Source organism: Gemmatimonadota bacterium (assembly GCA_026705765.1).
Lineage (GTDB): Bacteria > Latescibacterota > UBA2968 > UBA2968 > UBA2968 > VXRD01.
The window spans coordinates 30,726-53,146 of sequence record JAPPAB010000003.1 but is presented as its reverse complement, the minus strand read 5'-3'; the positions used below and the strand labels follow the sequence as shown (position 1 = coordinate 53,146).

The following is a 22,421-nucleotide window of genomic DNA, read 5'->3' as shown; positions in this document are numbered from 1 at the left end:
TTTGACCTGGTTGCACTCTCACAGCGCGAGGGCAACGCCTATCCCTACGATGGGGAGGAGCAAGTATTTGAGCAGTCCGCTGCGTTTGCCCTGGATGTTGCTGAGGATAGATGTTTCCAATTTTTCATTTCCTGTTTTGTAATACAGGCATTCCGTACCTGGGGTCGCGGCAATGGCGGTGACACCGGGCCAAACGGGTTTGATGCCACCGAGGGGATAGAGAATGATATTTTCGCGGTGGCGTTTGTAATCGCCCATTTTGACCAGAAGTGCGTATTCTCGGCCAAAAGTAATTTGGTCGGGTTGAACAATCGGGCCGAGTTCGTCCCCGACGACGGTTTGCAAGAGAACCGTATCCGACGCGGTTTTGGCGGTGGGCAACCACAGGCTGACGCGCGGTGAGATGGATAGAAAAGTGGGGGCATCGGAAACTCGGAATGAAATGGGAATGGCCATGTTTTGCGTATCTTTAAGCATATAATGGCCTTTGGGAAGAGTGATGGAAAACTCTTGCCGGCGATTGGCGATATTCTCGTTCAGGATATGTTCGGCAAGAGCGACAAGGCTGTCGTGCATGGCCTGTTCGTGCGAGGAGGTGGCCGGGGGCACGGGTGCTTCTCGCGTGAAGCGCACCTGTTCAAAGCGCAGGGTTTTGGGAGGCAGGTTGCGAATGGCGAGATAGGCCGCATTTACGTTGACATCTAATCGCCCGAGGCGCATGTGCCAATGTTCGGCAAAGCGCGTGAGATCGCCCAGGCGGGACTCGTTTTCCCCTGGAAGGGGATTGGGTTCCTGTTCAATGGGAAAAGGGGAACGCTCACGGGCTTCTCGGAAGAGCGCGTGCGCTTCTGAGAAGCGGCGGTATTTGCCCAGCACAATACCGCGGTACACGTCAATTTGCGACAGCGCACGGAGCAGGCCGCGTTCGCTTTTTCCCATAAGACGCATCGTGCGTTCTAATTCACGCGTCTGGTGGCTATAGTATTTCAGATCTTCGATAAAAGGCGTCAGGCGCGGATCGCTGAGGCGGATAGACACATTGGTTTCAACTGCGGGGACCGTCTCGCCAATGGCCAGGGCAGCGGCGAGGAGTTGCGCGCTTTCGGCGAGGTATTGGTCTGCGATATCCACGAGACCGGGGATGGACAATTCCGTGAGTGGCAGCGGATTGCGGGTAAGCCTAATTTCTATGAGTTTGCCACGCGGGGGCAGAAAGAAGTCTTGTTCGATGAGGTTATAGCCGGGTTTGCTGATTTCGAGGCGGTATTTGCCCACAAAAAGGTCCGACTCATAAGCCACATTGCCGCGTCCGATGTTGATAAACCCGGTGATGGTCGTGTCTTGATCTGCAAATCGAAGGTGGATTTCTGCGCCTAAGGCCGCGAGTTGATCGGACCGGATCTCCAGATGCGCTTTCTGACGTATGAGCGCGATATGCACCGTATCTGCCAGAACAGTTGTCGTAAATGTGCGCATCCAGGGCTGGTAGCCATGTGCAAATGCCTGAATTTTATCGCCAATGTCCAGTAGCTTTTCTGTGACAAATGGCGTATAACCCGCTTCCTGCCCATTGATGAAGACCTGGGCACCTGTGGGTTCTGAGCGAATGTGGATTTTCGTCTTGAGAAGCATCCTCGGCGCAGGCTCTGTTTCTTGAGCCGAGATATGGAGCGGTGTGGTCAGCAGGATGCAAAATAAGATGAATCTCAGGGTGTTCATGGGGAGGTGTCCTGTTTTTTGCTGAGCAGCGCGCTGCTGTGCTTTTCTTCGAGTTGACGCGCTTGCACATAGTTGCCCTGACTTTTGGCAATGCGATGAAATTCTTTCCAGTAGCGTTCTGGCGCAATGCGATAGGCCATTTCCGCGGCCTGGTATGCTCTCGTCCCCACATTTTGCAGGTCGGAGTTGAAATAGGCAATCGCCAGGGTGATCAGGGCTTCGCCGCGGTCTTGCCATCCAAAGGATGTCACGGGATAAATGGTTGAAATCGCCTCTCGATACGCGCCTTCTTTGAGCTTTACGCTCGCCAAACTGAGCGAAAGCCCGCCATAGGTATCGCACACTCTCGGTTCGTATTGGTTGTACGCGTATGCGTATTTGGCATATTCAACGGCTCTGGGCAAGTCGTCACGGTACGCGGTGAAGGCCATGTCGAGATAGAGGGCGGCGCGAGAGGTGTCGGATCTCGCATAGACCAGAGCGCGTTGCATGGCGTGGATTGCGCGGTTGGCGTCTTCTTCTTTGCTGTGACGCAATCCCTTGAGGCGGTAGATGGCACAGCGCATGTTATAGCCGCCGTCAAAGCGCGCGGCAGCGAGCACTTGATTGAACCAGTCGGGGTTATCGCCCAAAACACCGCGAGAAGATGCGGCGGCAATTTTGGGGATGTAAAAATCGGGTTCTATCCCTTCAAAATTGGCCTGACCGGCGGTCTCGATCAGGTTCAGGCTATTTTCGATATAGACGCTTAAATAAGCCTGAAGAGTGTCACTCATGGTGCTGCGTTGCGGCGCAGCATAGATAATTTCCTTTTGCGTTCTGCCGAGAATCGCCATCCAAATGTTGCGCAGACCACCCCCTGCGAGATGCCATATTCGGTGCAGGGAGTCAATTGTTGCGGGTTGAAAGCGCGTGGGTATCCAGGTACTGTCTCGCAATACTGGCGGGGGCAAATCCAGCGGCAGGGGTTGGCGGTTGTTTTCGCGCTCGAGCACGAAGTTGGCACGCGCCATCGCGTATTTGACGGTGAGACGTCCCAATTCGTAGCGAATATCGGGGGCTTGCTCGCGGTCGAGTGCCGTGCGGTAGGCATCGGCACTTTTTCTGAGCAGGTCCAATCGGTTGGGCGCGTCCTGCCCCGTGTCGTAGGCACGCTCGCCTGCTGTGCCCAGCCAGATATAATAGGCGCTGGTAAAGATGAGGGCCTGGTTGCACGCGCGCTCAAAATGTGCGACTGCTTCGAGGTATCGCCCGCTCTCATAAGCACTGCGGCCCTGCTCGAAAGCCTGATAGGCGAGGGTGTCGTCCTTTTCCCGGGCAAGGGCAAGGGATGGCAAAATCAAAAAAGCGAGGGTAAGAGTTATTTTTTTCATAGGCGGTCTCACAGGTTGCTCAACGCGCGGTTGAGGAAGTGAATGCCCCGGCGCGCTTCGGTTTCTATATGAAGGGTTTTATCCATACCCGAACGTGCGAAAATCTGAATGTCGTCGAGTTGCCCCAGTCGAAAGATGAGGATAAATGCAACGCCGTCGGCAAATTGTATTTTGGCTTTGTCTGGAGCCAATGTGAGTTGGGCATTTTCATATATTCTGTTTTGCGGCGTTTTCAGTCGAGAGAGTGCGCGCTGGATACGGGTCAGGCGCACGAGTTCTACCGAGAGACCTGCCGATGTGTGAAAGTTGGAAAATCCAATGCGTCCTGCGGGCCGATAGCCTTTGAGGTCGGCGGATTCCGCTTGTTGCTCGGGCTGATCTTTGCTTGCGCTTGCGCCCGTTGATGGCAATGTGGTAGGGGCATGCGCTGGCATACTCATAGTGGCGCGCGCGACCTGGACTTCTGGCCGCGAACCAAAAAATGACGATGGGTTTGCTCCTCTGTCCAGGTCAGGTGCCGAGACGCGAGGCGGTGTTTTCAATCCACTGAGCGATGGTCTGTCGAGTTGGCGCGGAATATCGGGTAGTGATGCGAGTGCCAATTTCGGTTTGTCTGGCAGCGCGATTTGGGGGCGGGGCGCTGGCTCTGGGGCAGTGGATACTTCGGCTTTCACTTCTGGCTTTGTCGCACTAACTTCCTCGCGTGTGCTTTTGCTCATATCAAAGATGCCCTGCGCGCTTACGAGCATTTCCTCAAAATTTGTGACAATGGCTTTGAATGCCCGCCCCCCCTGGGGTGGGCTGAGTGCCAGGAGCAAGACAATGCCGAGTGCAAACGCACCGGCCAATGCGGGTAAAAAATGTTGCTGTGTGCGTTCAATAGGGGTATAAGATAAACGGATGGACTGCGACCGGGGAACTGACGCATGGTCAGGGACAAGGGCGATGGCGATTTCTATTTCATGCCGACGATTGGGAAAGTGCGCCCAGAGTTTGGAAAGCCCCAGATGGTTCTGTTTGGCTGCAAGCACGCCTGCTTCGTGGAGGATATGGCCCTTGTAAAAGCGGTTGATGATTTCGCGTGAGGGCAATTTGAAATGGCTCGATGGCGAAATCTGCCCTATGCACTCCTCAAAGCTGTCGGTTTTCGATGGCGGGACATACCCCAGGTCCCTCACCTGTTTAAACAGGTGTTCGATAGCCCGATGATAGTCGCTCGTAAAGTCTTCGGACGAGGGATAATTACATGCACGACGCGCCTCAGACAAGTTGCGAGCGCGCAGTGTGGCAGATAACACGCCAAAGAGTTTGGGATGATCCCGTCGCATGCTTTCCGCAGCGCTCTGGATCAATTTTTTTTCACGGGGAGACATATTCTATTTTACAATTTTCTTTTTTGACTTTCAAGCCCCCATTGCACAGTCTTAAATCCGCTGTTGTTGAGGGCGTCGTACACGCCAACGGTATAAGTCACTGTTGCATCGCGTTCAAAATAGAGACGCACCAAAATGTCATTGGGCGCAAATCCATGTTGCGCTTGTAGTGCGAGTAAAGCTTTTTTAACGGACAAAAATACAGCGCGTTCAATACCAATCTCGTCGTTGTCTGCGCGGTCTTGAAACACCATGTGTTCTTCGGTGGCGACGCCGCCTTTGTCAAATTGCACATAGGATTTACCGATGATGATCTGCAAAAATCGTTCATCTGTGGGGTGGGGGGCAGACCCTTTTTCATCGGGTGCTTTGATAAAATTGAGTTTTTGTGCGTGAACAAAGCGGTTGTGCAAATTGGCGAGATGGGTTTGCCACACGTTCTGAATGATAAAAAATGTAAGCAGCAAAAACAAGACATCAATAAACCCTTCGCCCGTGTCTAAAAGTGCTGCCAAAGGCCGCCTGTTGCGATGTCTCACGTCAATCTCCTATTCCTTCTCTCTCACCTGTGTCTATCTGATAAAAGTGCTGAACAAGATTGAGCATGCGCGCCCGATATTGCAAACTGCGGGCTTTGGTTTTGCGTATGAGGATCATGGATAGAATGCGTCCGAGAAATCCAATGGCTGTGGTGACGAGGGCAAAGTTGATGTAGTGTGCCATTTTGAGCTGGGTTTGGGCAGGGCCTTCGCCGACTTTCATGGTGTCTTCTAAAATTTTGAAGGCGTCTATCATGCCAACAACCGTGCCCAAAAGGCCCATGGAGAGCGATAGAAGCCCCAACATGCCAAATCCTTCGGATAGGCGATCTTCAATTTCATCGAAGAGAAGATAGATTTTGTCAGTACATCGCTCGACCAATCGGGCCTGATCAGATGCGATTTCTGATTCGACGGATGTGAGAATAGCGTAGAGTTCTGTGTTTTCAGACAGGGCGTAATCGGCGTTGTATTGCCCGCCCCATAGGAGGTTAATGCCCTGCTGCTGAACAACTTGCGCGTCAGAATCGGTGAAGAAGCGGTCAGGTGATAAGTCGTGAGATAAGACCTGGGCATAGCGCACAACCATATAGAAGGGCAAAGCGATCAGGAGCAGGATCAAAACCGTAGAAAGAGGACCGCTGATGTTGGAGATATAGCGTCCGATGGATTCGGCCAAATCACCACCCCGAACGACTGTAGGCACGGCATTGTCGGCTGCAAACGCGATTTGAATGTCCTCAAACTTGTATTCGACCATTTGCGTATTGGGCGCAATGGGACCAGCGGCTGTCTGGTCAAAGTCCATCGCATAGGTCCGGTTGTTGTACTGAAAGCTCAAATCGTCGATCACTGCGCTGTGGCTGGCATTGCGCGTGCGAATGACGAGGCTATCGACGGACAGGTCGGGTATTGCGATCCATTCGCGTTGCGTACCAGCGTGATAGGTCGAATCACGCCCCTGTGTGTGTACGATTACGGCGATGGGTAAAAAGCGATCTACATTCTTGAAACGGATATTCGTGACTGCAATTTTTTGTTCGGGTTTGTCGGGTTGTTGGAATGTGACGGTAAGTGCCTTCCAAAAAGTTCCCCCCTGAAGAACTTGCCCACCTTGTAGCCCGGTGATAGCTCCATCGAGCCAGATTGCCGCTTTTGTGCAGATATAGAGGCCGACAAAGAGGGTCGCGAGATAGAGTGCTACCTGGGCAATGGGACTTTTTTTAAGAATGGGATGATTTAGAATCTGTGCCATGTATTCTCGGTATTTGGACATGCAATAAGGAATCTCCACGTATATTGTATTAGAGACTAATTTGCAAAATTTAAGGCTTTATTCCGAAATTATCCACCAAAACTTTTAATCATACGGGGTGACATTGATTCGCTTCTGACAACTGAAAGAAGCCCCGTCTAAAATCGCTTGCACGATCTCGGACGGGGCCTTTTTATATTTATCATTTCTTTTTATGCGGCGATAATCATATAGCTAAACCATTCGCTGTGGGGATTTTTGATGTGATAGGATATGCCGGGGGGTACGTGAACCACATCGCCTTCTGTGATGTGCTGTTCGCCATCGGATGTGACGAGGATGCCCTTGTTTTCGAGAATCCAGAAGCCGAGTTCTATGTCGTCATAACATCGCGCAATGCTCTGTTGGCCGGGTTGTACAGCTTCGCGGTCGATGAAGGCAATGGATTTTAAGCATCCCGTGTTTTCTTCGCCGACAGGGCCGAGTTGATGCCAGCGAATCGCGCCTGCGCCATCGCTTACGGGTAAAACGTCTTCCCAGTTGCGGATCACACATTCGCCTCCGGGTTCGGTGTCGATATTTTTGCTGAGGACGAGGTGTTCGAGCCATTCGTCATTCATGTCGTTGAACATCTGATGGTAAATATCCGCGGGCAAATACACGGCGTCGCCAGGGCGTACGGAAAAGCGGTCTTCTCCTACGAGGACTTCGCCGCTGCCGCTGATGATATAATACGCCTGTTCGGTTTGCGGGTGTTTGTGGTGGTCGGAGGTTTTGCGCCCTTGAAGTCCGTGTTTGACAATGCCCTGAATATTGTGCAACTGCGGTGAGTCGTCTTCACCGTGTTTGGGTGTCGCATTTCTCTGTCTTAGCCCCGGCCAGCGAATCGCGCTCAGGTGCGCCACTTCGGGTTGCTGGTCTCGCCAGTTTTTGATGTATGCCATGCTTGCCTCCTGATGGTGAAGAAATCCGCAGATGAAAATAATTATCCGCAGATGTACGCAGATAAAAATAGATGAAAACAACAGTTAGTCACAATTTATCATGACTTTCCAGTTGATGCAATTTGGAAGTCATAAGGTAAACGCGAGGAGATCGACAATGCATGATCCCTATTCACTGATTGGCGTGCGTTCATTTATCAATTGCTGTGGTACGCGAACGATTCACGGGGGGACGCTGATGTTGCCGCAGGTGCGCGAAGCGATGATGGCTGCTTCGCATTTTTTTGTCAATATGGACGAACTCATGGCGGGGATGGGTAAGCGTTTATCTATGCTCACGGGAGCGGAGTGGGGGATGGTGGCCTCTGGCGCGGCGGCATGCCTGTGTCACGCAACAGCGGCCTGTGTGACAGGTGGTGATCCCGAGTTGATGTTTCGGTTACCCGATACGAGTGGAATGAAGCGCGAGGTCGTCATGCCCAGAGAAAGTCGTTTTACCTATGATCACGCCATTCGTTCGGTGGGTGTGACAATCGTGGAGGTGGATAATCTCAGAGAAATGGATGCGGTGCTCAATCGGGAACAGGTGGCTATGATCGCCTTGCTGGGGACCTGGGAGGCGGATATGACGCTTGAAGCGATTGTTGACATGGCGCGTCCGAGAGGTATCCCCGTGCTGGTCGATGCGGCGTCGGAGCATCTCCAATCTCCTGAACCATATACCAGTCGCGGGGCGAATTTGGTCGCTTATAGTGGAGGTAAATACCTGCGCGGACCCCAACCTACGGGGTTGTTATTAGGCGATCGCGACCTCGTCGAGGCCGCCTGGGTACACGCTGCACCGCATCACACGCTTGGGCGCGCGATGAAGATAGGGAAAGAGGAGGTTATGGGCATTTTAGCAGCAGTGGAATATCTCCTGGCAAAACGCGACCCCGAGTCGGAATACGAGGGCTGGATTGCCGATCTCGAGACGATTGCCCGGCAGGTAACGCGTGTACCGGGTGTAGAGGCTGAAATTCTCGCGTCTGATCAGTCGGATGTTCCCAGGTTGGAAATCCGTTGGGATGGAGATCGCATTGGTCTGACAGGTCTTGAATTGCGCGAACAACTTTTGTGCGGTGATCCACGCATTATGCTGGATGATCGAGGGGCAACGGATACGTCTATTTTTATTTTGCCGTTTTCGCTACAACCTGGGGAAGCAGATATTGTTGGCATACACATTCGCGATGCATTATCCCACGCGCCCTTGCCCTCAAAAGAAAAGGTGCGAGAACCCGTTGATGTGTCGGGTGCCTGGGAAATTGAAATCGCGCTGGTTAGAGAAACAGCGCGCCATCGCGTGGATATCGAGCAAGTTGCCGGGGTTTTAACAGGCACTCACCAGACGCGCTGGCTAAAAAATTCGTTGAACGGCTCGGTGAATGGGGATAAAATCGCATTTACGAGCCAGCATCGTTTTGAGGGGACCCATCTGTCTTATCGGTTTGTGGGAACGATGTCGGGTGGCGAAATGAGCGGCGAAGTTGAAATGGGCAGTTCGGGACAGTCTGCCCCCGGGCCGTTGAATCAGCGCGAATATGGCACAGCGAGATGGCGGGCAGTGAGGCAATAGGCTTTGTGAGGACTGGGCTATGTGGAAACGGATACAGTTTTTCCAGTTTTTCCCGATTCCATTGCCGCAAAGATGAGTGCCATTGTTTTGTGTACATCTTGCGCTGATGCTTGCGCGAGGGGGCGGTTGTCGCGGATAGCTGAGAGAAATTCGAGATGTATATTGTGCTCGCCAGCGAGGTGAACGGTTTCGGGTATGTGCTGTTCTTTTCCATTGAGCAATAAAGGTCCGCTGGTGCCGTTGAGGTGAATGACGCCTTCATCGCCCATTACGATCCATTCCGTACCGGCACGATGGTGAAATGAGAGGGCGCAGTTGAGGATGGCATTGCTTTCTGTTGTGGCGATGAGGGAGACTTCGTCTTCGATGTCGATATCGGGGTGTGGATCGATATTTTGCACGATTGCCGAGACGGATACGGCTTTTTCATCCATCCACCACAAGAGTACATCGAGCGAGTGAACGCCAATGCCAGGGAGAATGCCGCCCGATAATTTTTGACGCGCAAACCAGCTATTTTCGTCGCCGCCGCGTCCCGATCCAAGCCTGCGGTGGATGACGTGGCGAATTTTTCCCACTGCATTTTCTTCGAGTAGTTTTTTGACCTGGCGAATCGCTGTTGAAAAACGCTGGCTCTGTCCGGACATGAGCAATTTCCCTTTGGCTTCGGCGGTAGCGATCATATCATCGACATCTGCGAGGGTAAGGGCCATGGGCTTTTCGATGAGGGTGTGCAACTCCTTTTCCAGGCAGGCAATGGTATAATCGCGGTGCAGAAAGTTGGGCACGGCAATGATTGCAGCATCGGCTTCTGCGTTTGCAAGCGCATCGTCGAGGTTGTCAAAGGTAGTTGACACACCATATTGGGTTTTTAGATTATTGCGTGCCTCTTCGGACGGATCAACACCGGCGACAATGATGCCGAGTTCTTTCAATGATTTCAAACCGCTGGCATGGCCTAAAGCCATGCGCCCGCAACCGACGAGCAAAATGCGTATAGGTGTTTTCATTGCTTTCTCCGTTTACTGGATAGGTTGATCAGGTGTCTTCGGTTTTGGGGGTGATGCGAAAGCCCAGGCGTTTGTAGAGGCGCACAGCGGGTTCGCGCCAGAGGGCTGTGTTGAGATAGGCATCGGCATACCCGCGGGCAACGAGTTCTTTGAGGGCGCGAAGTGTAAGGGCATAACCGAGTCCATGTCCTCTGTATTTGGGATCGGTACCAACCCAGTGGATGAGGCCAACTGATTTTCCTCCGTAATAGGCTTCCCACGCGCTGGCAGTTGCTACCATATAATCGCCTCTGAGGGCGATAAAAATGCGTTTGTAGTCGCAGCACGGTTCGCGGGTGAATGTGGCGTGAAAATTGTCGATGGTCCAGGGGTTTCCACCTTCTTCACCAAAAGCCTCATTCTTCATGCGAATCCATTCTTCTTCTTCGCCGGGTTGAAGCGCGCGAATTGTGAAGCCTTGGGGGGCTGTGTATTCGGGTAGCGGTTCTCTAAGAGAAAGGCGCATGCGGATGCTACTTGTGCGATTATTCATAAGTCTAAAAATCCAGAAAGACAGTTGCCGGACGATTATTTTCGATGGATTCAATGATGGCACAGCATACGGCGACGGATCGCGCACCATCAACCGCGTCAATCAGTGGTTTTTCGCCACTTTCAATACAGGTCAAAAAGTGGTCGAGTTCCTGGGGGCAGGTATGGTCTTCTGCGCGGATTTCAATTGGGAGTTCAGACCATTCTTCTACATGGGGCATACCGCCGATGAAGAGTTTGTTGTTGTGAATGGAGCCTCTGGTGCCGTGATAGCTGAAGTTGAGGTTGTAGGGAATTTCTGCGCCGCAGGAGACCAGGCATTTGCCCAAGGCGCCAGATTCAAATTTTAAGTTCGCAATAACCGTGTCGTACCAGGGCGCATCGGGAATATTTTTGTTTACGCCATACGCGCTGACCTCAACGATTTCTCCGGCGAGCCAGCGCATGAGGTCCAGAGGATGGCAGGCCCCTCCGATAATGGGCAGTTGGCCTTCTTTTTCCGTGTCCATCCACCAGTCGTGACCGGGCAGTGGCAGGAAGGGTTTGAGATCGTGGATGTAGTCGCCTTCTACAAAACAGGCTTCTCCCAGCGTGCCGTTGTGAATGAGGTGGTAAATGGTTTCAAATACGTTGCTAAATCGCGCGCCGTGGCCAACCATAACTTGTTGCCCGGATCGTTTGGCTGCATCGACGATTTTTTGACAGTCTTCAACTGTAACGGCGAGGGGTTTTTCCACAAAGACGTGCTTGCCCGCGTCGAGCGCGGCGACGGCTTGATCTACGTGTTGTGAGTTGGGCGTGCAGAGATAAATGATGTCGATTTCGGAATCGGATAGGACGTTTTCGTATTGTGTCGAGATTTTATCTGCGCCATATGTCACTTGCAGGTCTTTTGCGATCTGTTCGCTGCGCGGGGTTGTACATATTGTTCGCAAATGTGCATTGGGATGCGCTGAGATGGCTTTGATGTGTTCGCCACCGATATAGCCCGTTCCTATGACGGCAATCGCGTTCATCGGAAGACCTCCTGTAGTTGTCCAACAAGGCGCAAAAATGTAAGATTGAAAATGTAAAATTAAAAATTAAAAATTGGGCGGTATGGTAAACTAATAGGGGTGAGACTATGGTACAAGAAAATCGACCAAATGTGTTGTTCATTTCATTCGATGATTTAAATCACTATGTGGGATTTTTGGATCGCGCTCCAAATGCAGTGACTCCTCATTTTAATCGGTTGGCCGAGCGGTGTACAGTATTTGAACGCGCGTATTGTCAGGCGCCGATTTGCAATCCGTCGCGGGCGAGTTTGATGAGTGGATTGAGGCCATCTACTACGGGTGTTTATAACAATCGACAACCGCTCAGATTTTCGGAAGCGGGAAAAAATTGCGTGACTTTGCCGCAGCACTTTCGGCAAAATGGCTATTTCACTACGGGCAGCGGCAAGGTATATCACGGAAAATTTCCCGATCCCATGTCGTGGGATTCTTATGTGCCGAGTTTGTTCAATCAGTCGCATTCCGGCGCGGGACCCGATCATCATTCCGTAAATGGCATGGTGGGTATGGGCAATCTGGACTGGGGACCGATGGATGTTGCCGATGAAGATATGCAGGATTACAGGGCTGTGAGTTATTGTGTTGAGCAATTGGGGACCAGGCATGACAAACCCTTCTTTTTAACGTGTGGATTTAAGCTGCCGCATCTGATGTGGCATGTGCCGAGGAAATATATAGAGGCTTATGAACTGGATGATCTCCATTTACCCGAGACACTGGCAAATGATCTGGACGATGTTCCCGCAATCGCGCAGCGATGGGCGAATCAAAAACCGCATGCGCGTATCGTAGAAGCAGGGCAATGGAAAGAAGCGATTCGGTGTTATCTGGCGTGCATCAGTTTTGTGGATACGCAAATTGGACGATTGATAGATGCACTGGATGCAAGTGCTTATGCAGAGAATACAGCGATTGTTTTGTGGGCAGATCACGGGTGGCATTTGGGCGAAAAAAGCCACTGGAAAAAGAGTACGTTGTGGGAAGAGGCCACGCGCGTGCCCTTGCTTATTTCGGCTCCGGGTTATTCGCCCGGCACCTGTTCAGAACCCGTGGGATTGATCGATATTTATCCCACGCTGATTGCGTTGTGCGGCTTGTCTGATCGCAGTGGATTGGAAGGCAGAAGTCTGGTGCCACTGATGGAAAATCCCAATCGCAACTGGCCCTTTCCCGCAATCACTACACACGGGCGTGGCAATCATGCCATACGGTCTGAGCGCTGGCGATATATCCTTTATGCAGATGGGTCAGAAGAGCTTTACGATCACAGACATGACGAGATGGAATGGGAAAATCTGGCGCATAGTCCGGGACTGCGCGAGGTCAAAGAACTTCTATCGCAATGGTTGCCCGAGAATAATGCGCCGGATTCTGAGGTCGTTGAATGGCCTGAAGATAATGAGCGCTATCGGGCGAGGATAGAGGCGATGATGGACGAATAGATATTACCATCCATGCACAATATGGCCTGCGTCGGGAAACCAGATGGCATCGACACCTGTAGAGATGCCAACGCCAAGCAAGTAGCCGATCATGAGGCCATACCAGAAGGGCAGGGATTTGCGGTAGAGCGCGACGCCGCCAAAGCGCATGATGAGTGCCTTGGTCGCCCACACAACGAGCAGACTAAAACCATAGCGGCGGGTGGGAAAGGCAATGGCTACGGGATTAAAGGGCCACCACGAAAAGCGCGTGCGTATGTAAGTCAAAAAACCCGCTATCGCAAATCCCCAGAGCCACACACCCAATTTTTCGATGTCGAAGTAGAGTATTGTCGAGCCTTCCACATAAGGGACCAGGCGCACGAGATGGTTCCAGTCGCCCAAATAGAGCGGTCCGTTCATTCCGCCGTCCATGTAGCTGCGATAGAGCGAATCGGTAGCGGTAGTGATGCAGCCCGTGATGTAGGCGATGGGAATAATGGCCCAGACTATGGGGTGCCTCTTGAGGTGGTTGCCCAGCATGCGAAAGTAGTGGGGGACAGACATGGTGGCGGTGAGGCGAATGGGCATACCGGCGAAGCCATTGCGGTTGATCATCCAGATTGTCGTGAGTGTGCCGGGCGACATGTTGGCCGTGCCGCCCATTTGCATCCACACATTGCCTCCCTTATCGGCACCGAGTCCGCCGGTACTTCCGGGGGATAAAAAGGTGAATCCGGTTGCTGCGGCGTATTTGGCAACGCCGAATAGCGCGATGAACATCAAGATGAGTTGCACTATGGTTGCCCACAGTTCCATGCCTGCGGCCAGACACCAGCCCGCGAGGAATATGACCGAAGCCGCGAGGCCGAGCCAGGCGGTTCGATAGGTGACTGGTGTTCCATCATCTGCGGCTCGGTTGCTCATCATCGCACATTCGAGGGTGTTTTTGAGGTGTTTGCGCGATACCCAGAGCGACCAGGCGACGAGAAAAACGAGTGCGCCGTGGGATTCGAAGCTGAGTATTTCTGCCGGTGTCGCTTGCTGTCCCTGTAACCCCACTGTGATGCCTGTTTGGTTCATCAGCCCCTCTTTGATAATATTGAGGACATTGTAAAACCAGAAGCTGAAGAGCAAGTCGAGCGGGCACAAATATGCCAGCCCCATTATCAAAGGTTGCATGCGTAAAAAATATCTTGGATAGTGATAGCCGATGTTTATCGCCATTTGTCCAGCGAGGTCGTAGATGGGAATATGCGGCAGGGTGTGGACAAAATAACCCGCGATATTCCAGCAGATTACAAAGACAGAAATGCCAAATCCCACCCAAAACAGGGGAGCGTGAAAGACGACGGGCAGGCGATAGCCGGGTTCTTCTCGCAACATTTCGGTGGGGAAGGTGGCCATAGGAAAGGTGAGACGCTCTTTTTCATGCCACTGTTTGAAGAATAAGACGCTGCAGAAAAAACCGGCCATGACCACGGATAAACAGGCGGCAGTCCACCAGAAGAGAGGGCGGATCCACGGTTGCCAGGGAATAGCTGTGTTGGGTTCTAATCCTCCATAAAGTTGCCCTATGACCACGGGCGATTTTTGCATAAAGAGCCAGTCGGGCAGCAGGGGGGCAATGACATCGCCCACGCGGTTTTCGGGCGATGCGAGGTGTACCGGGGCAGAGATGTTGCCCAGGAGATAGCCCGCCCAGCCCGTGGTGGGCAGGTTGCCCACGAGCCAGACCATGAAGAAGATGGTCAACATTTCCGTGCGCGATAAGGCGCGTTTTGGCGCGACGAGTTTGAGTATGGCGTTGATGCCGACCCAGGCGACAAAGGGGATCAGAGCCGATACGGGCATGTAGTTTTTGATCATGTTCCACGCAAAATGCGTGATGTAGATCGTCATGAGGGCAATGGTCAAGATACCGAGCATTACCGCGCGTACCGTGATCCCTCGATCCTGTACATCGGGATGGGTTTCCCGGGATATGTCTGTTTGTATGGCCATTTGTGAAATCGGAATGGGTTTGTCAATCTCGAACTTCGTAACCCAGTGCTCTGAGCTTGTCTTCTTGTCCTACGGGTGTGTGCAAGGTGGTGTAGAATTTGTCGAGCAGTGCTTTGGGCTGCTGGGGTGTAGATAGGCTTACGATAATGGTGAGTAGAACGCCTGTGCTGAGGTACCAGGTCACCTGTTCCATGAATTCCAGGTGAAAATAGTTGCGGGTAATCCACCACACGAGGGCAGAACTGATCAGGCCAGCCCACGCGCCGTACCCATTGCACCGGCGCCACAAGATGCCGCCCCATACGGCGATGCCCCAGAAGGCGGGAAGTGCCGAGAGAAAGCGCCACAATTCGACCACGCTACTAAAAATTTCCGTTACCACGATGCCCGCGATGACCATGAGGATGCCCATAATTCGCCCTGCATTGAGATAGTGGTGGTCTTCTTTTTTTCGCGCAAAATAGGGTTTGTAAATATTTTCGACAAAGAGTGCCGATCCAGCGACCATAAACGAGTCGCAAGAAGACATAACGGCTGCGAGCATGGATGCCAGCATGACACCGACGAGACCAACGGGCAGCAGGTCGCGCGTTGCCATGCCAAAGACGAGTTCGGGATCGTCTATGTTGGGATATATGACCATGGCGCCCACGCCGATAAACGCCCAGGCGATGGTGCAAAAGCGTTTGATCATGTTGCCATAGGTAAATCCGACGCGGCCTTCCCATTCTGTTTTGCCAGATCCGCCCATTTCCATGCAGTGGGGTTGTCCGGGGATGTTGAACAGGGTATTGATGGTGAGTATGATGACAAATGCGACGGAGATGCGATCGTAGCCGGGCGGTGGATCATCGGGCGCAGTGAGTCCAAAGACGTCCTGTGGCAATGTTTGATGTAGTCCGGTAAAACCACCGACCTGATCGAGCAGAAAAGGGCAGAGCAAAAAAGACAGGACGATGACGAATATGCCCTGAATAAAGTCTGTGATTACAGCGGCTTGCAGGCCGCCTAAGAGGCCATAAGATACAAATAAAATTGTCATGACAATGATGCAGGTCTCTGTGCTGAGCACACCGCCGGTAATCCCGCTTGCCATTTTTCCCGTGCCTTCGAGCATAATACCCATGGCGAGCACGTAGAAGATAACGCCAAAGGCCGTATATGCCGGGCCGAGTCCTTTGCCAAAACGCTCGTCAAAAAAGTCGCCTGTGGTGATATAACGCATACGCCTGAAAAGGGGCATCATGATCCAGTAAAACGGGGTGCAAAACAGGGGCAGCCAGGCATACCATATCCCGCGCATCCCCATTTTGTAAGATGCTCCGACGACATTGACAGCGGCATCGGTGTGGGTTCCGGTGCCAAAGGCATGCATGATGAGCACGGCTTTGCCAAACTTGCGCCCGCCCATAAAATAATCGAGTGTGCCTTTGACTCCTCGAGACGAAATGAGGCCGATGGTGGTGATGCCCACGAGATAAATGCCAAGTGTGACCACGTCGTAGATGTGCAGACCAAACATGAATCCTCCAGTGTAAAGCATTTTAATGACGGGGCAAAATAGGGCGAAGGTCAGAAGTTTTCAACTTAAAATTTATGGTTTTAATACAATAAAGAGCGTGGGCGGGGTACAACGGGTCGTTGCCAGACCCATTCAGGAAATTACACACTGATTTTGGGAGGACGGGCGGGGTTCGTTGATTCGTTGATTCGTCTATTCGTTTAAGGAGGTTGTTATGGATATTTATGAGAAGTATTTTTTTGATGTGAATGGATATCTGGTAGTGGAGGACATTTTATCTCCCGATCAGGTCGCAGCCCTCAATGAGGCGATTGATCACAATCGAGACAGAATACGGATTCGAGAGGGGGAGGATAGGTTGTCGGGCGGTGTGGGCAGACATGGCGGCGAGGTTTCTATCGCACTGGAAGGATCACATGGACGAGGGGATATCGGGAGTATTCTGAGATGGCCAAAGCCGTGGTGCCAGCCCTTCCGTGATTTGCTATCTCATTTGCCAACGATGCACTATATGCTCGATATGATCGGCAATGGATTTCGCTATGGCAATGCTAATGGGATTAGCATGACCAGAGGAGCAGAAGGGCATTTGCTTCACGGTGGGGGTGGGTTTTTGGGCGGACATATGTACTTTTGCAAGGATGGGAAGATGTGGAATAATCTGATTGCCGTGTGTTATCAACTCGCCGATGTCAATCCCGGCGATGGCGGATTTGTGTGTATTCCCGGCAGTCACAAGGCCAATTTTGAATGTCCGACGGATGTGCGCCGAATGGAGCGGGACCTGGGTTGTTTCAAGCATATTCCCATGAAGGCGGGATCGGCGGTAATTTTTACCGAAGCGTTGACACATGGCGCGATGCCCTGGACTGCGGATCACGAGCGACGGACCTTATTGTATCGCTATGCCGCAGGGGGATATGTCAACCCGCCCAGTGGCAATGATCCCGCGAAATACGCGCCGTTTATGGATGAGTTGACACCGCTTCAGCAGGCTATTATGCAACCCCCGCACAATGCGGGGCGCATAGATGTCGCCGCGCTGATCGAAGCGGAGGAAAGAGCGAGTTCTGGTGCTTGAGATTCACGGCTTTTCTGTTGACAGGTCGTTTTTTTCTATCTATATGTTTAATGTGGATTTGACAATGGTCTATCAATGAAGGAAAAGTATGCAAAAAGAGAATCAGCCATTGGCAGAGGTATTCGGTCATTTGCCAACAGATTTTAGCCCCAAAGCAATACGCTATCGTAGAAACAAACTCTGCCCTTTCAATAATCAAATTCCCAACTGCACTAAGGACAAGGCAAAGGATCCCCTGGGAGTCTGTAGTATTTACAACAGAGAGGGTGCAGTCATCACCTGCCCTGTCCGATTTCGAGAAGATTGGCTTGTCGCTGATGATGCCGCGGATTTCTTCTTTCCAGAAGGAGCCGCCTGGACTTCATTGACCGAAGTAAGATTGGCCGATTTTGACGGTAGGTCTGCGGGGAATATTGATGTGGTGTTGGTTGCTTATGACCGCGATGGTAGAGTGTACGACTTTGGCTCTTTAGAAATTCAGGCTGTATATATTTCTGGAAATGTAAGAAATCCATTTACCCATTACATGTCGGATTGCAAGGCGAATGCCTCAATGGACTGGACGCGCCAACCTAACTATCCTCGTCCCGATTTCCTCTCATCCTCTCGAAAGCGTTTAGCTCCTCAACTTATGTTTAAGGGAGGTATTATTCAGGCTTGGAATAAGAAAATGGCGGTGGCCTTGGACAGTGGTTTTTACAAGACGCTCCCCGACCTCACAGAGGTACCAAAATCTGAAGCTGAAGTCGCCTGGCTTGTGTACGATCTTGTTCTCGATACTAATGCCACCCGATACAATTTAACGAGAGCTAAAGTCGTTTATACAAAATTCTCAGAGGCGTTGAACGCCATAACCCGCCCGAAAGTTGGGAGAATTGAAGATTTCATGAACTTACTGCAGTCAAAAGTAGATGAGAAACAGGAATTGCCACCAACAAATAAAATTGTTGAAAATCCATTTGAAGGCTAACCACATGCAAAAATTGCTATTTAGTGACAAAGAAGAACCCTTAAAGGCCGTCAACGTCGCCTCTGTTCCACAGCGCAGTCCATTTCGGTATCCCGGTGGTAAGACCTGGTTTGTTCCCAGGCTTCGAGAATGGCTCATCTCACAACCAAAACGCCCCAGGCTCATGGTTGAGCCTTTTGCTGGAGGCGGTATTATCTCTTTAACAGCAATTTTTGAGAACCTGACCGAAACTGCGTTGATGGTTGAACTCGATGAGGATGTTGCGGCTGTATGGCAAACGATTATTGATGGTGAAGCAGAATGGCTTGCTAAAAGAATATTAAACTTTGAAATGTCGAGGGAAAACGCTATTGCCGAGATCAATATCCATAGAAAATTAACCAAAGAAAAAGCATTTCAGACCATTATAAAAAATCGCACATTTCACAGTGGAATTTTGGCGGCAGGAGCCGGATTTCTGAAGAATGGCGAATCGGGCAAAGGTGTTCTTTCACGCTGGTATCCAACCACACTTGCCAAGCGTCTGCGAGCTATTAACTTGATGCGAGATAAATTGCGTTTCGAACATGGTGATGCGTTTGATGTATTGGAACGATATAAAGACGATGAAGAGGTGGTATTCTTTATTGATCCCCCATATACTGCTGGTGGTAAGAAAGCAGGCAGTCGTCTTTATACGCACTTTGAATTGGACCACGAAGCTCTTTTTGCGGCCTGTGAAAATTTAAAAGGCGACTTTATAATGACTTATGACAATGCAGAAGAGGTTAAAAAACTTGCGCGAAAGCATCAGTTTATGGCTAAGCCTATACCCATGAAGAATACACACCATGCGGCAATGACAGAACTTGTTATTGGAAGAGACCTGTCGTGGATGCGTGGTATTGATAGGGTTTTGGAGGATCGAAGGGAATACAAAACGAGTAATTAAAGAGAGCAGGAGGAGGTTCTATGGATACAAGTTTATCTCGCGAGGTCGCTTTTTCAGATGATGTGGCAATGGGGCGGGCGGGGATGTCGAGACGCGATTTTATCAAAGGGATTATTGCCACTGGCGCGTCTATTTCTGCTATGGGATATGTGTTTGGGGGCTGTGCGGGTGATATGGGTAGCGCGCCGGGCGCGGTTGAGCGGCTCATTTCTCTCAATGTAAATGGTCGCGTGCGTCGCGTTGATGTTTTGCCGCAGGAAACACTGGCGATGACGTTGCGGTATAAACTGGGGCTTACGGGCACAAAGCTGGGGTGCGACCGGGGTGAATGCGGTGCGTGTACAGTGCTGGTCGATGATGTGGCGATGTATTCGTGTTCGACTTTAACCCACCGCGTGCGGGGCCGTTCGGTTGTGACCGTCGAGGGTCTTGAAGGCGAAGATGGCACATTGCATCCGGTTCAGCGAGCATTTATTGAAGAACTGGGACCCCAGTGTGGTTTTTGCACGCCGGGTCAGGTGATGTCGGCGGTGGCACTGCTCAAGATCAATCCGAATCCAACCCGCGAAGAAGCGCGGGTTGCCATGTCTGGAAATCTTTGTCGCTGTGGTGCTTACGATAATTATCTAAACTCAGTAATGCGCGCGGCAGAGGAGGCTTCTTAAATGGCATATCAATTGATTGGCAAGGATTTTACGCCGCCAGATGTGGCGGCAAAGGTTACGGGTAAGGCAAAATACGCAGAGGATTTTCGCGCCGAAGGCATGGTGTTTTGTCGCTTGCTTTTGAGCACAATGCCCCATGCGCGCGTTCGCAACATCGATGTGTCCGAAGCGATGAAGATGCAGGGCGTTTTGGGTATTTTAACTGCCGATGACGTGCCCGAGCAAAACGCGCCGAACAATCCCATATTGACGAATAATCCCCATTATGTAGGGGACCCGATTCTGGCGGTTGCCGCGCTCGACGAGCAGACGGCACAGGATGCAATCGACAAAATTGCGATTGATTATGAACCTCTGCCTTTTACGCTCGATCCTCTGGAGAGTCTCTATCCCGGCGGCACAAATGCCCGAGAAGACGGCAATGTTCGCAACCGGCGTTCGGGAAGCGAGACAATCAAATGGACTGCTGGCGATTTTGTCGATAAGGATGTGTGTCCGACGGGCAAACCCGCAACTGAATGGTCTTATGGCGAGGTTGACCAGGGATTTGAAAATGCGAAATTGATCGTAGATGAGAGCTTTGTCACGGCAAATAATCCGCATCATTCAATGGAACCGAGATCGTGCATGGCTTTATGGCAAAACGGCAAGTGTTTCGTGTATGGCGCAACGCAAAGCCAGAGCCGTCCCACGCGCGATCTGGCCCGTCTCCTGGATATGAATTCTGAAGATCTGGTTTATATCGCGGAATATTGCGGTGGGGGTTTTGGTTCCAAAGGCACGGCGTATCCCGTGATGGCGATTCCGCCGCTTATGTCCAAAAAAATTGGGCGTCCCGTCATGATGCGTATTAGTCGCGCGGAAGAGTATTTCATCGGGTCTGCGCGCCACGGCTTTCAGGGGCGAATTAAAATTGGTTTTCGCGACAACGGGCGGATTAGTGCGCTGGATATGTACGTAATTCAGGAAAATGGTGCCTATCGCGGCGGCGGTGATTGGACCGCTGCTGGCGATGCGGTTTCGCTGGTTTATACGCCCGAGGCCATGCGCTTTCGGGGAATTCCCGTATATACCAATACGCCAATCAGGGGGGCACAGCGAGGTCCCGGACAAAATCAGATCGCCTGTGTAGTCGAACCTTTGCTCGACAAGGCCGCTGAAGAATTGGGCATTGATCAACTGGCGATTCGGCACATCAATGCACCCGATAACGATTCGAAATACGGGCGCAGGCAAGGACCTGTTACGAGCGTTTATATGCGCGAGGCACTGGACAAAGGCGGCAGGGCTTTTGATTGGGCAGAAAAAAAGCAAAAAAGCCGTCAGAGAAACGGATCTAAGGTTATAGGCGTGGGAATTGGACAGGCTTATCACTCGGCGGGTTCAAGTAAGTTTGATGGCCTGGTGCGCCTGACGCCAGAGGGCAAGTTGCACATTCATTCGGGCGTTGGCAACCTCGGCACGTTTTCGCACACTGCAACCTCTCTTGCAGCCGCCGAAGTGCTGACGTGTAAATGGGAAAATTGTGTGATTGAGCGGGGCGACAGCCGTCGTCATTTGCCGTGGAATCACGCACAGTGGGGGAGCAATACCTCGTTTACGATGACGCGCACGAATTATGTTGCGGCTATGGACGCGAAAAACAAATTGCTGGAGATTGCAGCAATGGACCTGGGAGGCTCTCCCGGTGATTACGATCTGGCCGATGAGCGGATTGTGCATAAGACGGACAAATCCAAAAGTATGGGATTTGCCGATGCGGCAAAACGCGCGATTGAACTGGGAGGCAAATACGACGGTCATGAAGCTCCAGAGGATATTCACGCCATGACAAAAACCTCGGTGGCTGGGCTTGCGGGCACGGGCTTGATCGGTGTTGCCAAAGACAATCTGAAGCACGAGGGCGTTGTACCTGCGATGGCGGTCGGGTTTATCGAGATTGAGTTGGATCTGGAGACTGGTAAATACGAAATTCTGGATTACGTGGGTGTAGCGGAATGCGGTACGGTACTGCACCCACAGGGGCTGGAGACGCAGATCAAAGGCGGCGCAGTTATGGGATTTGGTCTGGCTGCGCTGGAGCGATACGTGTATGATCCGCAAAACGGCCTTCCAGCAAATATGGGGCTTTATCAGTGCAAGCCGCCGTCTTATCTCGATGTGCCATCTGAGATGAAAACCGAGGTGGTCGATATCGCCGATCCCCAAAATCCAGTTGGTGCTAAGGGGATAGGTGAGCCTGTGCAGGGGTGTGCTGCTGCCGCGCTTTTGTGCGCGATTTCAGACGCGCTGGACGGGTATTATTTTAATCGGATGCCCGTGACGACCGATCATATTGTCAATGCAGCCGCAGGACGCGAACAGTCGTATAAAGCACTGCAGGTGAATACGGTATGAGAAGGGGAAA

At 51.7% G+C, this 22,421-nt stretch carries 18 protein-coding genes; 7 read left to right on the top strand and 11 right to left on the bottom strand.

Translation table 11 applies throughout. The features are described from left to right. Nucleotides 1-18: 18 nt before the first annotated feature. From OXH16_00545 to OXH16_00520, 6 genes are all read right to left on the bottom strand, one after another. Nucleotides 19-1,719: a PEGA domain-containing protein gene (locus OXH16_00545; GenBank protein ID MCY3679852.1), complete on the bottom strand. Its 1,701-nt coding sequence runs from the start codon at nucleotides 1,717-1,719 to the stop codon at nucleotides 19-21. Further along, on the bottom strand, nucleotides 1,716-3,092 hold the full coding sequence (locus tag OXH16_00540) for a hypothetical protein (GenBank protein ID MCY3679851.1): 1,377 nt from the start codon (nucleotides 3,090-3,092) through the stop codon (nucleotides 1,716-1,718). Before OXH16_00540 ends, OXH16_00545 begins: the two co-directional genes overlap by 4 nt. Before the next feature lie 8 nt (nucleotides 3,093-3,100). Then, the gene (locus OXH16_00535; protein MCY3679850.1) at nucleotides 3,101-4,420 is read right to left on the bottom strand and encodes a hypothetical protein; all 1,320 of its coding nucleotides are present in this window, start codon (nucleotides 4,418-4,420) and stop codon (nucleotides 3,101-3,103) included. 53 nt (nucleotides 4,421-4,473) lie between these two features. After that, on the bottom strand, nucleotides 4,474-5,004 hold the full coding sequence (locus OXH16_00530; protein MCY3679849.1) for a hypothetical protein: 531 nt from the start codon (nucleotides 5,002-5,004) through the stop codon (nucleotides 4,474-4,476). A 1-nt stretch (nucleotide 5,005) separates the two neighbouring features. Next, entirely contained in the window at nucleotides 5,006-6,280 is a 1,275-nt protein-coding gene (locus tag OXH16_00525) for a MotA/TolQ/ExbB proton channel family protein (protein ID MCY3679848.1), read from the bottom strand. A gap of 191 nt (nucleotides 6,281-6,471) precedes the next feature. After that, the gene (locus OXH16_00520) at nucleotides 6,472-7,203 is read right to left on the bottom strand and encodes a cupin domain-containing protein (protein MCY3679847.1); all 732 of its coding nucleotides are present in this window, start codon (nucleotides 7,201-7,203) and stop codon (nucleotides 6,472-6,474) included. Between the two features lie 157 nt (nucleotides 7,204-7,360). On the opposite strand from OXH16_00520, the gene OXH16_00515 reads away from it, so the two are divergent. Then, nucleotides 7,361-8,821, top strand: coding sequence for a hypothetical protein (locus tag OXH16_00515; GenBank protein MCY3679846.1), 1,461 nt, complete (start codon nucleotides 7,361-7,363; stop codon nucleotides 8,819-8,821). Nucleotides 8,822-8,838: 17 nt separating this feature from the next. Here OXH16_00515 and OXH16_00510 read toward each other — a convergent pair whose 3' ends face one another. The 3 genes from OXH16_00510 to OXH16_00500 are packed head-to-tail and all read right to left on the bottom strand — an operon-like array spanning nucleotide 8,839 to nucleotide 11,378. Then, nucleotides 8,839-9,831: a Gfo/Idh/MocA family oxidoreductase gene (locus OXH16_00510; protein MCY3679845.1), complete on the bottom strand. Its 993-nt coding sequence runs from the start codon at nucleotides 9,829-9,831 to the stop codon at nucleotides 8,839-8,841. A 28-nt stretch (nucleotides 9,832-9,859) separates the two neighbouring features. Next, nucleotides 9,860-10,363: a GNAT family N-acetyltransferase gene (locus OXH16_00505; GenBank protein MCY3679844.1), complete on the bottom strand. Its 504-nt coding sequence runs from the start codon at nucleotides 10,361-10,363 to the stop codon at nucleotides 9,860-9,862. A 4-nt stretch (nucleotides 10,364-10,367) separates the two neighbouring features. After that, nucleotides 10,368-11,378: a Gfo/Idh/MocA family oxidoreductase gene (locus OXH16_00500; GenBank protein ID MCY3679843.1), complete on the bottom strand. Its 1,011-nt coding sequence runs from the start codon at nucleotides 11,376-11,378 to the stop codon at nucleotides 10,368-10,370. 107 nt (nucleotides 11,379-11,485) lie between these two features. Between OXH16_00500 and OXH16_00495 the strand changes: the two genes are divergently transcribed. Continuing rightward, entirely contained in the window at nucleotides 11,486-12,862 is a 1,377-nt protein-coding gene (locus OXH16_00495; GenBank protein ID MCY3679842.1) for a sulfatase, read from the top strand. A gap of 3 nt (nucleotides 12,863-12,865) precedes the next feature. On the opposite strand, the gene OXH16_00490 is transcribed toward OXH16_00495, so the two are convergent. Continuing rightward, nucleotides 12,866-14,845 carry a hypothetical protein gene (locus OXH16_00490; GenBank protein ID MCY3679841.1) on the bottom strand — a complete coding sequence of 660 codons (1,980 nt, stop codon included), beginning with the start codon at nucleotides 14,843-14,845 and terminating at the stop codon, nucleotides 12,866-12,868. 22 nt (nucleotides 14,846-14,867) lie between these two features. Then, the gene (locus OXH16_00485) at nucleotides 14,868-16,367 is read right to left on the bottom strand and encodes a sodium:solute symporter family protein (GenBank protein MCY3679840.1); all 1,500 of its coding nucleotides are present in this window, start codon (nucleotides 16,365-16,367) and stop codon (nucleotides 14,868-14,870) included. Between the two features lie 214 nt (nucleotides 16,368-16,581). Here OXH16_00485 and OXH16_00480 point away from each other — a divergent pair, with 214 nt between their 5' ends. From OXH16_00480 to OXH16_00460, 5 genes are all read left to right on the top strand, one after another. Continuing rightward, nucleotides 16,582-17,448 (top strand): phytanoyl-CoA dioxygenase family protein, encoded by an 867-nt coding sequence (locus OXH16_00480; protein ID MCY3679839.1) that lies wholly within the window; start codon nucleotides 16,582-16,584, stop codon nucleotides 17,446-17,448. A gap of 88 nt (nucleotides 17,449-17,536) precedes the next feature. Next, nucleotides 17,537-18,418 (top strand): NotI family restriction endonuclease, encoded by an 882-nt coding sequence (locus OXH16_00475; GenBank protein MCY3679838.1) that lies wholly within the window; start codon nucleotides 17,537-17,539, stop codon nucleotides 18,416-18,418. Nucleotides 18,419-18,422: 4 nt separating this feature from the next. Continuing rightward, complete coding sequence (locus OXH16_00470) at nucleotides 18,423-19,349, top strand: DNA adenine methylase (GenBank protein MCY3679837.1); 927 nt, start codon at nucleotides 18,423-18,425, stop codon at nucleotides 19,347-19,349. Nucleotides 19,350-19,369: 20 nt separating this feature from the next. Next, nucleotides 19,370-20,014 (top strand): (2Fe-2S)-binding protein, encoded by a 645-nt coding sequence (locus tag OXH16_00465; protein MCY3679836.1) that lies wholly within the window; start codon nucleotides 19,370-19,372, stop codon nucleotides 20,012-20,014. Next, nucleotides 20,015-22,411 carry a xanthine dehydrogenase family protein molybdopterin-binding subunit gene (locus OXH16_00460; GenBank protein MCY3679835.1) on the top strand — a complete coding sequence of 799 codons (2,397 nt, stop codon included), beginning with the start codon at nucleotides 20,015-20,017 and terminating at the stop codon, nucleotides 22,409-22,411. It begins immediately after the preceding gene. The last annotated feature ends 10 nt before the right edge of the window (nucleotides 22,412-22,421 follow it).

Excerpts from the sequence above, each read along its gene's own strand:
- OXH16_00545 (MCY3679852.1), bottom strand. The coding sequence starts at position 1,719 with ATGAACACCCTGAGATTCATCTTATTTTGCATCCTGCTGACCACACCG.
- OXH16_00540 (MCY3679851.1), bottom strand. The coding sequence starts at position 3,092 with ATGAAAAAAATAACTCTTACCCTCGCTTTTTTGATTTTGCCATCCCTT.
- OXH16_00535 (MCY3679850.1), bottom strand. The coding sequence starts at position 4,420 with ATGCGACGGGATCATCCCAAACTCTTTGGCGTGTTATCTGCCACACTG.
- OXH16_00525 (MCY3679848.1), bottom strand. The coding sequence starts at position 6,280 with ATGTCCAAATACCGAGAATACATGGCACAGATTCTAAATCATCCCATT.
- OXH16_00520 (MCY3679847.1), bottom strand. The coding sequence starts at position 7,203 with ATGGCATACATCAAAAACTGGCGAGACCAGCAACCCGAAGTGGCGCAC.
- OXH16_00515 (MCY3679846.1), top strand. The coding sequence starts at position 7,361 with ATGCATGATCCCTATTCACTGATTGGCGTGCGTTCATTTATCAATTGC.
- OXH16_00510 (MCY3679845.1), bottom strand. The coding sequence starts at position 9,831 with ATGAAAACACCTATACGCATTTTGCTCGTCGGTTGCGGGCGCATGGCT.
- OXH16_00505 (MCY3679844.1), bottom strand. The coding sequence starts at position 10,363 with ATGAATAATCGCACAAGTAGCATCCGCATGCGCCTTTCTCTTAGAGAA.
- OXH16_00500 (MCY3679843.1), bottom strand. The coding sequence starts at position 11,378 with ATGAACGCGATTGCCGTCATAGGAACGGGCTATATCGGTGGCGAACAC.
- OXH16_00495 (MCY3679842.1), top strand. The coding sequence starts at position 11,486 with ATGGTACAAGAAAATCGACCAAATGTGTTGTTCATTTCATTCGATGAT.
- OXH16_00490 (MCY3679841.1), bottom strand. The coding sequence starts at position 14,845 with ATGGCCATACAAACAGACATATCCCGGGAAACCCATCCCGATGTACAG.
- OXH16_00485 (MCY3679840.1), bottom strand. The coding sequence starts at position 16,367 with ATGTTTGGTCTGCACATCTACGACGTGGTCACACTTGGCATTTATCTC.
- OXH16_00480 (MCY3679839.1), top strand. The coding sequence starts at position 16,582 with ATGGATATTTATGAGAAGTATTTTTTTGATGTGAATGGATATCTGGTA.
- OXH16_00475 (MCY3679838.1), top strand. The coding sequence starts at position 17,537 with ATGCAAAAAGAGAATCAGCCATTGGCAGAGGTATTCGGTCATTTGCCA.
- OXH16_00470 (MCY3679837.1), top strand. The coding sequence starts at position 18,423 with ATGCAAAAATTGCTATTTAGTGACAAAGAAGAACCCTTAAAGGCCGTC.
- OXH16_00465 (MCY3679836.1), top strand. The coding sequence starts at position 19,370 with ATGGATACAAGTTTATCTCGCGAGGTCGCTTTTTCAGATGATGTGGCA.
- OXH16_00460 (MCY3679835.1), top strand. The coding sequence starts at position 20,015 with ATGGCATATCAATTGATTGGCAAGGATTTTACGCCGCCAGATGTGGCG.